At 56.8% G+C, this 12,060-nt stretch carries 10 protein-coding genes; 7 read left to right on the top strand and 3 right to left on the bottom strand.

The features are described from left to right. Nucleotides 1-154: 154 nt before the first annotated feature. From MY069_RS15970 to MY069_RS15950, 5 genes are all read left to right on the top strand, one after another. Complete coding sequence (locus MY069_RS15970; RefSeq protein ID WP_482794783.1) at nucleotides 155-982, top strand: SDR family NAD(P)-dependent oxidoreductase; 828 nt, start codon at nucleotides 155-157, stop codon at nucleotides 980-982. 30 nt (nucleotides 983-1,012) lie between these two features. After that, nucleotides 1,013-1,192, top strand: coding sequence for a hypothetical protein (locus tag MY069_RS15965; protein WP_482794782.1), 180 nt, complete (start codon nucleotides 1,013-1,015; stop codon nucleotides 1,190-1,192). A 225-nt stretch (nucleotides 1,193-1,417) separates the two neighbouring features. Then, nucleotides 1,418-2,506 carry an efflux RND transporter periplasmic adaptor subunit gene (locus tag MY069_RS15960; RefSeq protein ID WP_482794781.1) on the top strand — a complete coding sequence of 363 codons (1,089 nt, stop codon included), beginning with the start codon at nucleotides 1,418-1,420 and terminating at the stop codon, nucleotides 2,504-2,506. Nucleotides 2,507-2,509: 3 nt separating this feature from the next. Further along, on the top strand, nucleotides 2,510-5,743 hold the full coding sequence (locus tag MY069_RS15955; RefSeq protein ID WP_482794780.1) for an efflux RND transporter permease subunit: 3,234 nt from the start codon (nucleotides 2,510-2,512) through the stop codon (nucleotides 5,741-5,743). A 21-nt stretch (nucleotides 5,744-5,764) separates the two neighbouring features. Beyond that, the gene (locus MY069_RS15950) at nucleotides 5,765-6,487 is read left to right on the top strand and encodes an acyltransferase (RefSeq protein ID WP_482794779.1); all 723 of its coding nucleotides are present in this window, start codon (nucleotides 5,765-5,767) and stop codon (nucleotides 6,485-6,487) included. 16 nt (nucleotides 6,488-6,503) lie between these two features. Here the strand turns inward: MY069_RS15950 and MY069_RS15945 are convergent, their stop codons facing one another. From MY069_RS15945 to MY069_RS15935, 3 genes are all read right to left on the bottom strand, one after another. Beyond that, nucleotides 6,504-7,676: an acyl-CoA dehydrogenase family protein gene (locus MY069_RS15945; RefSeq protein ID WP_482794778.1), complete on the bottom strand. Its 1,173-nt coding sequence runs from the start codon at nucleotides 7,674-7,676 to the stop codon at nucleotides 6,504-6,506. A 63-nt stretch (nucleotides 7,677-7,739) separates the two neighbouring features. Next, on the bottom strand, nucleotides 7,740-8,888 hold the full coding sequence (locus MY069_RS15940; protein ID WP_482794777.1) for an FAD-dependent oxidoreductase: 1,149 nt from the start codon (nucleotides 8,886-8,888) through the stop codon (nucleotides 7,740-7,742). A gap of 59 nt (nucleotides 8,889-8,947) precedes the next feature. Further along, nucleotides 8,948-9,202, bottom strand: coding sequence for a hypothetical protein (locus MY069_RS15935; RefSeq protein WP_482794776.1), 255 nt, complete (start codon nucleotides 9,200-9,202; stop codon nucleotides 8,948-8,950). Nucleotides 9,203-9,376: 174 nt separating this feature from the next. Here MY069_RS15935 and MY069_RS15930 point away from each other — a divergent pair, with 174 nt between their 5' ends. Both MY069_RS15930 and MY069_RS15925 read left to right on the top strand, forming a co-directional pair. Continuing rightward, a complete protein-coding gene (locus MY069_RS15930) occupies nucleotides 9,377-10,441 on the top strand; it encodes an extracellular solute-binding protein (RefSeq protein WP_482794775.1) in 1,065 nt (354 codons plus the stop codon). Nucleotides 10,442-10,469: 28 nt separating this feature from the next. Further along, nucleotides 10,470-12,056, top strand: coding sequence for an ABC transporter permease (locus MY069_RS15925; protein WP_482794774.1), 1,587 nt, complete (start codon nucleotides 10,470-10,472; stop codon nucleotides 12,054-12,056). Nucleotides 12,057-12,060: the final 4 nt, after the last annotated feature.

Here is a 12,060-nt window from a genome sequence, read left to right as displayed (position 1 = left end):
TATTTGAGAAGACACCTTCCCAAAGCCTGCGCAGACCTGTCGCGCGCACCGGCGGCGGAGTCAATTCACCTCTCTTGTCGCGACTTCCCCCCTAGCCACATCCGCTTCGGTGTCGAATAGTAGACCATGTTGAAAACTGGCTTCGGAGGAAAACATGTCTGATTTTGCAGGAAAAACAGCTTGGATCACAGGCGCATCATCAGGCATTGGCGAGGCGCTCGCGAAAGCGCTGGCCGAAGCTGGCGCTAAGATCGTATTGTCAGGTCGGCGCACGGAGGCCCTTCAGGCCGTAGCGGACAAGCTGCCGACCGAGTCGCTTATCCTGCCTTTTGAGGTGACCGACTATGGTGTTCTGGCAAGCAAAGTGGAAGAGGCTTGGGCCTGGGCAGGCAATGTCGACATTCTGGTCAACAATGCTGGCGTTAGCCAACGCAGCCTCGCCATCAAGACTGATCCGCAGGTCTATACCGATCTGATCAATATCGACTTGATCGCGCCAATTTGGCTAACCCAGCTGCAGCTCCCGAAAATGGTGGCCGCAGGCGGCGCGCACATTATCGCGATCAGCTCAGTGGCGGGTCGCATCGGCCCGCCGCTGCGCACCGCGTACGCTGCCGCAAAACATGGTCTGATTGGCTACATGGACTCCCTCCGCACTGAAGTTTCGGTGCGCCACAATATTCACGTCACAAACGTCCTGCCCGGCTCAGTCGCGACCAATGTTTCGCGGAATGCACTGACAGCGGACGGCTCTTCGCGCGGAAAGTCCGACGCGAATATCGATGGCGGGGATGACCCGGCGGATCTCGCTGGGGAGATCTTAAAAGCGATCCAGGCGAAAACGCCTGAACTGATCTTTGCCAAAGGTATGGAACTCGAGGCAGCACAGCAACGCCAATCGAATCCAGACGCGTTATTTGAGATGATGAATCAAATGGGCGCGCAAATCGCTGAACGCTATGAAGCCGGGGATGACGCCTAGAACCGGCACCGAATTTGCTTTGAAGCTATCATGGCTTCAAAGATTATCACGTTCCCGACCCGAGATCAGCTGGCAGGCTCGAACGCAATGTCCAATCAGGCATCACCGGAAGAGCGCGCCAAAAAGCTGCCAGAATGGCTGCAAGAGCTCGATGTGGCGTGGATTTTCAAAGAAGACGAGCAAAGACAAAAACGTCGAAACGGCCGCTAAGTCTCCGTTTTTATTGAGAAAACAACTTTGCACTGGACCGAAAAAACGCGGCAAAAACGCCTGCGACTGTTCGTAATGTCTATTTCTGCCTAAAAGTAAATTATAACGGCACTTGGTTTAACGAAGTTACACGCAAGTTTTCCCGAATGGAAATCTTTCGATCGTATCTCGATTAACCATAATAATAATGGCGAATTGCCAACCTGCGCAGAAAGGCATCCTCCCATGCCATCTTTTCCAAGTTCGGTCCGAACGGCCGGATTCATCCTCCTCGCTTTCCTCGCCTATTTTGTGTTTCGAGGAGTCACCCGCGCACCGGCAGAAACTGCGCCTGCCGATCAAAGCGCTGAAGCATCCACGCAAGCGGCCGCCATCCCGGAGGTGATCGTCTATCCAGCGACTTTGACGCCGCATCAAATCGTGGCCTCGCTCAAAGGCAGCTCTGAACCTGATCGTGAAGTTACCGTCCGCTCAGAGACAATGGGCACCGTAATCAATGCAAGCGTCCGCGAAGGACAATTGGTCGGCCAAGGCACCGTGCTTTGCGGCCTTGATGTCGAAAGCCGATCCGCCCGTATCGCGGAAGCTGAAGCGGCGGTCGCTTCAGCGCGCTTAGATCATGACGCGGCAAGCCAACTTGAAGAAAAAGGCTGGACCACGTCAAATCGCGCGGCCGCAACTAAAGCAGCGCTCGATGGCGCCGAGGCGGCGCTTGCTGCTGCGAAAATCGAAATCGGTAAAACACGCATCACTGCGCCGTTTAAAGGCGTATTTGAAACCCGAATGGCAGAACGCGGCGACTTTTTGTCGGTCGGCGCAGCCTGTGGACGTTTGGTCGATCTCGACCCAATCATCGTTGCGGTGGACGCCACCGAAGCGCAACTGAGCGCGATCGATACAAGTGAGCCGGTCGACGTTTCCTTTGCTACGGGTCTGCAAGCCTCCGGTACGGTTCGCTTTGTCGCGCGCACGGCCAATCCGCAAACCCGCACGTTCAGAGTCGAGATCGAGATCCCGAACCCAGAGACAGAAATTGCCGCTGGCCTGACCGCGACGGTGCAGCTGAAACTCGGTCAAGTTCCTGCCATTCTGACTACGCCTGCGACGCTGGTTCTGCATGATGATGGCCGCGTTGGTGTTCGCTATGTCGATGACGCCGATTTGGTTCAGTTCGCAGAAGTCAGCGTTATTGATGATGCGCCTGATGGAATATGGGTCACGGGCCTCCCGGAAGGGGTGAACCTTTTGGCGGCTGGACAAGACTATCTGAAAGAAGGGGTCGAAGTATCGACCCGTCTTGGCGAAGGATTGTAGCGCATGAATGGTCTCATCGACGGCGCCATTGGACGCGCGCGTATGGTCCTCGCCATCCTAGTGGTCGCTCTGATTGCTGGGACGCTGACCTATATCAATTTGCCAAAAGAAGCCGATCCCGACGTGCCGATCCCCTTTGTCGGCGTGACAATCCCGCTTGAAGGGGTTTCGCCGGAGGATGCCGAGCGGCTCTTAGTACGTCCTGTCGAAAGCGAGCTACAAAGCATTGAAGGGGTCAAACAAATCGACTCCTTTGGTCTCGAAGGCGCGGGTCAAATCATTATCGAATTTGATGTCTCCTTTGATCAGGATCAGGCCGTTCTAGACGTGCAAGAAAAAGTCGACTTGGCCCAGCGCGAGTTTCCGGACGAAGCCCGTGAGCCGATCATTACTGAGATCAACGCCTCTTTGTTTCCAATCCTCGCGATCAACCTTTATGGCGACGCACCTGAGCGGACTTTGTACAAAATCGGCCTCGACCTCCAAGAAGAGCTTGAAGGTCTGGAGGGCGTCTTAGAGGCCCGCCTCAGCGGCGACCGAGAAGAAGTGCTCGAAGTCACCGTAGATCCTGCAAAACTTGAGACCTACAATATCTCTTACCAAGAGATCTTCGCAGTCATCGCAAACAATAACCGGCTTGTCCCAGCGGGCCGGATCGATATGGGCGAAGGTCGCTTCCCAGTTAAGGTTCCAGGCCTCATCAAAACCGCACAAGACGCGTTTGACCTACCGATCAAAACCAATGGCGATGCGACGATCACATTGGCAGATGTGTCGACCGTTCGCCGGACCTTCAAAGACCGCGAGAGCTACGCCAAGTTTAACGGGCAACCCGCGGTTTCGATCCAGATCGTCAAGCGGACTGGCGCGAACATTCTCGACACGGTCGCGGACGTTGAAGCAATTGTTGAGCAGTCGAAAACTCGTTGGCCAGAGACGATTGATGTCACGCTGACGTCCGACATGTCAGAGATGATTGATGATCAGCTTGGACAACTCCAAGCCTCCATCGCGGTGGCCGTGGTGCTGGTGATGATTATTGTGGTAGCAGCGCTTGGTTTGCGTTCTGCCGGCATGGTAGGCCTCGCCATCCCGGGTTCATTCGTCATGGCCTTCCTGATGCTCGGCATGTTCGGATACACGATCAATATGATGGTGATGTTCGGCATGGTCATCGCGGTCGGAATCCTGGTCGATGGCGCCATCGTTGTGGTCGAATATGCGGACCGAAAAATGGCCGAAGGGCTCGACCGAAAACGAGCTTATGGCATGGCAGCGAAACGGATGTTTTGGCCCATCGTTGCCTCATCTGCGACGACCTTAGCGGCCTTCTTCCCGTTTTTGTTCTGGGACAGCCTGGTCGGCAAGTTTATGTCATACCTGCCCATCACACTCATCTTCGTTCTGGTCGCATCGCTGGTCATGGCATTGATCTTCTTGCCGGTCTTAGGCTCAGTAATTGGTGGACGCGGGACAGATCAAACCAATAATGGCTTGGTCGAAGTCTCCGGTGCATCTGGCGACCCGCTCGAAGCGCCAGGTTGGTTTGGACGCTATGCACGTACAACCTCTGCCCTGATCGCCCGCCCCTTCTTGGTGACCTTTGGCGCGATCGCGTTGATCATTTCGATCTTCATGTGGTTCGGATCTACGACGCACAAATCTGAACTATTCTTGGATGTGGAGCCGGAGCAAATTTATGTCTTCGTTCAAGCGCAAGGCAATCTCTCGGCCGACGAAGAATACGTGATCGTAGATCGCGTCGTTGAACGCCTGTTGCCGATTGATGGGATTGAGTCATTGGCTTCGACCTCTGGCAGTGAAGGTTCAGGATCGTTCAACTTCGATGGCGTCAGTTCGCCACCCCAAGACACGATCGGCCGCGTATTGATCAATCTCAAAGATCGCGAAGACGGCTATGATGGCCGGATCACCGAACAACAGATCCGCGATGAACTGGTGGGGGTTCCCGGCCTGCGCACCGAAGTCCGTAAGCTGGAGCAAGGTCCGCCGGTTGGCAAAGATCTGCAAGTCGCTGTGCGCTCAAATGACGGCGTCGCCTTGATGCAAACTGCAGCGCAAGTTCGTGCCCTGGTCGATTCAATGGATGGCTTGCGCGAGATTGAAGACAGTCGTCCGCTTCCAGGCATCGAATACCAGCTTGAAGTCGACCGCGCCCAAGCCGGAAAGTTTGGCGTCGATGTCAGCCAAGTTGGCGCTGCTGTGCAATTGGTCACCAATGGTATCCTCGTGGGGCGCTATCGCCCGGATGACGCCCTCGACGAGATTGATATTCGCGTGCGCTTGCCCGAGAGCGAGCGAAGCGTTCAGGCCCTAGATCGCCTGCGCATCGCCACCCCGAACGGCCAAGTTCCGCTGGCGCAATTTGTCGAGCGTAAACCAGCACAAAAAGTCACGAAAATTGAGCGCCGAGACGGCAAACGGATCGTCTTGGTCCGCGCCAATGCGGTCGTGCAGGGCGAAGGCGCCGCCAAGGTTGCTGAGCTCAAAGAACTGATCGCCGCGGCGGACATCAACCCTGCTGTCGATATCCAATTCGAAGGCGCGGATGAAGACGCTGCCGAAGCCGAAGCCTTCTTTGGAGTCGCGGCCCTTTCCGCGCTATTCTTGATGGGGATTATCCTGCTTTGGGAGTTCAACAATTTCTACCATGTGGTGCTGACGCTCTCAGCGGTCGTGCTTTCAACCGCCGGGGTTCTGATCGGGATCCAGCTCGTCCTGCCCTACATTTCGATCTTGATGATCGGAACGGGGGTGGTGGCCCTGGCTGGAATTGTGGTGAACAATAATATCGTTCTGATCGATACGTTCCAGCGCCTGCAGCGCGACGGACGGACGAGCGAGGAGGCCGCGATCGCCGCCGCCGCGCAACGTATTCGCCCGATCTTGCTGACGACGCTGACCACGATTTGCGGCCTTCTGCCAATGGTCTTCATGATGAATGTAAACTTCCGCGAAGGCGCGATCAGCTTTGGCGGAATCACCGCTGAATGGTGGGTGCCTTTGGCCACCGCCGTGGTGTTCGGACTAGGCTTTTCGACCATGCTGACCTTGATCGTGACGCCGGTTTGGTTGGCAGCTCCGGCCAAGATGGGACGTTGGCGCCGCCGTATGGTGGCCCGTCTAAGGGGGCGTCAGGTCGAACCAGATGCGACCGCTGAGCCTGATCTTGGCTTGTTCGATCCAGAGCGCGACATCCGCCCGGCGGCGGAATAAGCGAAAGACGCGACGAGCCGAATGAGACGCGACGCCCGCCCTTATTGGCTCTACCGGCTAAACTTGCGCCATCATCACCGCTATGCGGCTCGCAGAATTGTGCCCCATTTCGACCGATTGGGACCCGACTGGCGGATGGCAAACCCGTGGGCAATCAAACTGTTCGGCGCTGGGATTGAAGCAGGCGCGAGCCTACATGTGGTGGCCGCGAAAGATGCGATGGTTCGTCTGACCTGCTGGGCCCCGCCGGGGGGCGCGGCAGAGCTGACTTTTGGCGACGCTTGCCTGATCGCCCCGGGCACACGGATAATGGCTGGCGAGCGGATTACGATCGGATCGGGCTGCATGTTTGGTCACGCCTCCACGGTCACCGATTGCGATTGGCACGGCGTCTATGACCGCACCGATGTGCACGGCAAAACCAAGCCGGTCACGCTCGGCGACAATGTCTGGGTCGGTGATGGTGCCTTTGTCGGCAAAGGCGTGACGATTGGCGAAAATTCGATCATCGGCGCGCGCGCCGTGGTGACAAAAGACGTGCCTGCGAATTCGATTGCCGTGGGCAATCCAGCGACCGTCGTCCGGACGATAGATCCTGCCGAAATCACGCGCACACGGATCGATATGTTCGCCGATGCCGAGGGCGTCGATCGCTATTTCGACACCGCGTATCGCGACACGCTTCGCGGCAATACAAGCTGGGGCTGGCTCCGCAGCCTGATTGCGCCGCGGAAAACGGATTAGACCGTCATCCGTGCTATCAATAACTCTTCGGCAGCCCGAGCACGCGTTCAGAAATGAAATTCAAGATCATTTCGCGGCTGACCGGGGCGATCCGCGCCAGCATGGCTTCGCGCATATAGCGTTCAACATGATATTCGCGCGCATAACCCATGCCGCCATGCGTCAGAACGGCGGTCTCGCAAGCCTTGAACCCGGCTTCTGTGCCAAGATATTTCGCCGCATTCGCTTCAGCGCCGCATTCTTGACCCTGATCAAACAGAGCGGCTGCTTTGTATGCGAGCAGCTCTGCGGCGCTGAGCTCGGCCCAGGCCTTGGCAAGCGGGTGCGCGATCCCTTGGTTCTGACCAATCGGACGCCCGAACACGACGCGTTCATTGGCATAGGTGGTCGCTTTTTCCAACGCGGCGAAGCCAAGCCCAATACTCTCAACCGCAAACAGGACCCGCTCAGGATTGAGCCCTTGGATTAGATATTTAAACCCAGCGCCCTCTTCGCCAATCAAATGCTCTTTCGGCACTTCGAGCCCATCGATGAAGAGCGTGTTACATTCCACCGCTTTGCGGCCCATTTTCGGGATCGGATTGGCTTCAATCTTCCCGCGATCGAGATCAGTGTAAAACAGCGACAGCCCGAGATAGGGTTTCGAACACTCTTCTTTCGGCGTGGTTCGCGCGATGATCAGAATCTTATCAGCGCGCTGAGCCCCGGTTGTCCAAATCTTGCGGCCATTGATCGTGTAGCCTGAATTTGTCCGCTCTGCTTTGGTTTCTAGCGAAGACGTGTCGAGACCGGAATTTGGTTCCGTCACCGCGAAACACATTTTTTCTTGCCCAGAGATAATCTTCGGCAGGTTCTCTTGTTTCTGTTCTTCATTGCCGAATTTTTCGAGCGGCTTTGGCCCAAAGATATTCAGGTGGATCGCCGAAGCGCCGGAATAGCCTGCGCCTGACCGCGTCACGGTTTGCATCATCAGCGCCGCTTCCGTCAGCCCAAGGCCAGCGCCGCCATATTCTTCCGGAAACGCAATGCCGAGCCAGCCGCCTTCCGCCATGGCATCACAAAACGCCTCAGGCCAATCGCCCGTCTCATCCGTCTTGGCCCAATATTCGTCGTCAAACTGCGCCACAGTACGCGCAACACCATCCTGAATGGCGAGTTGATCTTCGCTGAGCGGGCCAATCGTATGCATATGAGTTCTCCTATCGCCGCAGATCTATGACGCAACGAATTCGCCGTCTACTCTGACGAGGCGTCACAGCTGCTCTACATATCGCGCTTTTGGCGCAAAAGTTTCCGTCAGCGGACTGGTTTTTCCATCAATGATCAAGTTAGCCATGATCTGCGCGGTCAGCGGAGCGAGCAGAATCCCGTTCCGATAATGCCCGGCAGCGACGAACACTTTTTCAATCTGCGTCTCTCCAAGCAAGGGCGCATGGTTCTTCAATCCGGGACGGACCCCGGCCCAGCTCTCAAGTATGGGAGCGTTTTCAAGAATTGGGCAGATCCGGATGGCTTGATCGCGAAGCGCCGCAATTTGGTCAGCGACCGGCTGTGTGAGCGCGCGACCTGGTTCGCTGGTCGCGCCAATTATGATCCGGTCGGCTTTCGGCACGATATAGACATGCCCCGACCGAATCGTCATGCGCGGCCCACCTTCGATCGGCGCCACGGCCAGCATTTGCCCGCCAATCGGCCCAATCTCCGCTAAGAGAGGATCGAGCTCGAGGATATCTATCTGATCATTCTCGCGTGCGACTTTCACAGCGCCAGTTTGCCAGCCAGCTGTCAGCAGCGTGGCATCGTGACCTGCATGATCTGCCCTTGCTCCGGTCCAAGCTAAGGACGCATCTCCAATCTGCACGCGGATCAAATCATGCGTCTCGATACACGCAACCAGCGCAGCGAGGGTGAGCCGGTTATCGACCTGACCATCACTCGGTAAGAGCAGAGCAGATTGCACGCCCGCTCCAACACTGGAGTCAATGCGCGTGAGATTCTCTGTGCAATTGCTGGGCGCCTGATCATGATCCGCGAGCGCGCGCTGCACCAATGCAAGTTTTTGCGCCGCCTCCGCATCAAAGGCGAGCGCCAATGACGGGCCAGAATTGTATCCAGATGGCCTGCCGGTTCGCGCCTCTAAACGGGATGCCCAATCCGGCCACAAGCGTGCGCTGGCATCACAAAGCTCAAACAGGCCGGGATGGTTTCCGGCGACGCCAATCGCTTCAAAAGCCGGTGCGAGCATGCCGGCTGCCGCCCAACTTGCCCCTCGCGGCGGCCATTGCTTTTCATAAAGCGTGACGCGAACGCCGCGATCGGCCAGTTCGAGCGCGCAAGACAGGCCGATAATTCCGGCACCAATAATGGCAATCGATTGAATGGAGGCGGTGCGTTCGCTCATAGAACGTGTTTAACAGCCCCAACCGTTCGAGCTACCGCGTTGACGCATATCTGATAGAATTAGCTGGCAGCGCGTTCAGCTTCCCAAAAGCCGATAAAGGCAGAAGCCCATTCTTGACGTTGAAAAATAACCGACTTGCGCAATGTCCCACGCGCGTCAGATACGGTTTTGATCATCACGCCCGGCGCATCGCGATTCCTATACGCCCGCCCGCTGCGTGACGCCTGCCATAGGGCTAGGCGGTCAATTGCTTGTGCGAAAGCGGTTTCATCGACGGTGTTTACCGGTCCCAAATCGAGTATGATTTCTGTCATACTTCCCCCACACAGTTTGTCCTCGCTATTCTTGCGAATTGGTATGAGTTTACCAATGCAAGAGCGCCCGTCCAGCTGGCGCATTCAGAGTTAATGCAAAAACTGCACCACTTGTCGCAGGCTTGGGCAAAACTTCCAGTTGCGAATGCTTCTCATTTGTGAGAAGGAAACATCATGATCAAAGCTATTCACACGCTCACCGGCCTCAGCCTGCTCATTGGAGCAGTCGCGGCTTGTTCCAATCCTACTGAAACATCGACGGCTGAAACGGCAACTGAGCCGCAAAAGACGCTAACCATTTATAGCTCGCGTCACTATGATTCGGACAAAACGCTATACGCGATGTTTGAAGAAGAAACTGGTGTGCAATTGGACGTTCGGGAAGCCGGCGCCAGCCAACTCCTCGAAACCATGAAAGCCGAGGGCGACCAAAGCCCGGCCGATGTGATTATTGCCGCTGATGCAGGCAGCCTATGGCGCTTCAAAGACGCTGGATTAACCCAGCCGCTCGAAAGTGAAGCGCTGGCAATGGCCGTGCCTGAAACCTATCGCGCGAGCGACAATCATTGGTATGGCATTGCTCGCCGAATTCGCGGAATCGCTTATGATCCAAACCGGTGGAGCGCCGATCAGCTCTCAACATGGGACACGCTCGCCCAAGCCGACAAAACTGGCGAAATTTGCGTTCGCTCCTCCTCGAACATCTACAATCTGTCACTGATGGGCGAAATCATCCATCGTTACGGAGAAGAGCAAGCACAAGGCTGGGCCAGTGCTGTAGTCGAGAATATGGCGCGCAATCCGCAAGGCGGCGACACCGATCAGATCCGCGCCATTGCGGCTGGCGAGTGCTCAATCGCGATCGTAAACCACTATTATTGGATCCGTCTGGGGGCCAGCGAAAGCGAAGCCGACCAAGACGTCGCGGCGAGCACATCATTCCTGATCCCGGAATTTGTCGAAGGCTCCGGCTCTCACGTGAACATTACGGGCATCGCCGCCACTAAAACCGCAGATGACTTGGCGTTGATCGAGCAATTCGTCGAATTCCTGCTCACCGAAACCGGACAATCTTACATCACACGCGACACCAAAGAGCTGCCGCTTTTGGCCTCGACACCTCTGCCAGACGGCGTCGATCAAGTCCCGAGCTTCACACCCTCGGACACGCATCTTGATGTCTATGGCGAAAACCAGGCCGATGCGCAGAGACTCTTTGATCTCGCAGGTTGGAACTAAGTTCAGAAGCGGCCAGTCTCGGTTTTAAATGCGGCACGCAACTCTATCTCTTCGGACAATCCCGCCTTTGCTCATCGTGGCATTGGTGGGATTACCCGTTTTAGCAGCTGTGTTTGCGGGCCTGACCGCCGGAGACGGTGCGACTTGGGATCATATTCTGCAAAACCGCTTGCTGCCTCACACACTCACAACGCTTATCGTGTTGTTGATTGCAGCCATCATGATGCTTGGTCTTGCAGTTCCGGCCGCCTGGTTAATCAGCCAATATGAGTTTCCGGGACGGGGCCTGTTCAGCTGGGCAATGATCCTGCCTTTGGCGATGCCGGGCTATGTGATGGCTTATGCTTGGGCGGATCTGATGGGGGTGGCGGGACCATTGCAATCGTCAATCCGTGACATGACCGGCCTGTCGGCGCGCGATTATTGGTTTCCGAACCTGTTTAGCGCGCCAGGCTTGGCCTTTGTCCTGGCGACCACCCTCTTTCCTTATGTCTACATCACCGCACGTGCGGCCTTCTCGATGCAATCACGCACCACGCTCGAAGCCGCTCGTAGTCTTGGCACAGACCCGCTCCAACTGTTCTGGCGCGTGGGCCTCCCGATCGCGCTGCCGACCATTCTTGGCGGCTTATGCCTCGCGCTGATGGAAGCGGCGGCAGACTATGGCGCCGCGGACTTCCTCGGCATCCAGACACTCGGCGTGGGCATCATCCGATCCTGGCAATCCTTTGGCGAGCCGAACACCGCCGCCCGCCTCGCGCTGATGTTAATCCTGATCGCAGGCGCGTTCCTAATCGCGGCACGTTTATTTCAGGGACAGCGCGGCACGCAGCAAACGAGTTCGCGATGGAGCACCTCAGCACGGACGACACTTTCATCTACTCCTGCCTGGGGCGCGACCGCATTGTGCACCACGATTTTGCTGATTTGCTTTGCGGCCCCAATGGTCCGCTTGCTTTGGCTGGCGCTCGAAAACCGCGCGAGCGCAAACGACCTTTGGCCGCTGATCCGCGCGACGATGATGCTCGGCACCATGGGCGCGACCATGGCCTTCTTGGCGGCAATCATCTTTTCCCTATCCTCAAAGCGGAGCGCAACGTTGCAGCTCGCCACCCGACTGATCGCCGCCGCAGGTTATGCCGCGCCAGGGGCTGTGCTCGGCCTCGGTGCCTTGTTTATCCTACGCGAAACCGGACAGGCGCTGTCGGGCGCAGTTGCGATAGGCTTTCTGGTTTGGATCTATGTCAGCCGCTTCACATCTGCCGGCGTTGAGCCGATCCAAGCCTCGCTCGCCCGACTCCCGAAAAACCTCGATCTAGCGGCGCAGAGCCTCGGCAGTACTGGGCTCAGACAATTCCTCCGCGTGGACCTGCCCTTGATTGCGCCAGGCGCTTTCGCTGCTGCCCTGATCCTCTTTGTTGAGATCTTGAAAGAGCTTCCCGCAACCTTGATGCTTCGCCCGTTTGGTTGGGATACGCTCGCGGTGCGCGCGCATGCCTATGCCACTGACGAACGGCTCGCCCAAGCCACCCTGCCTTCGCTGCTGATCGTTCTTGCCGGATTGGCTCCGGTCCTGCTCTTATCTTGGCGTTTGGGACAATCGGAGCGCACTTAAGACC

This window comes from Hyphomonas sp. ske169 (assembly GCF_056850855.1).
This window is presented reverse-complemented; position numbering and strand designations above follow the sequence as displayed.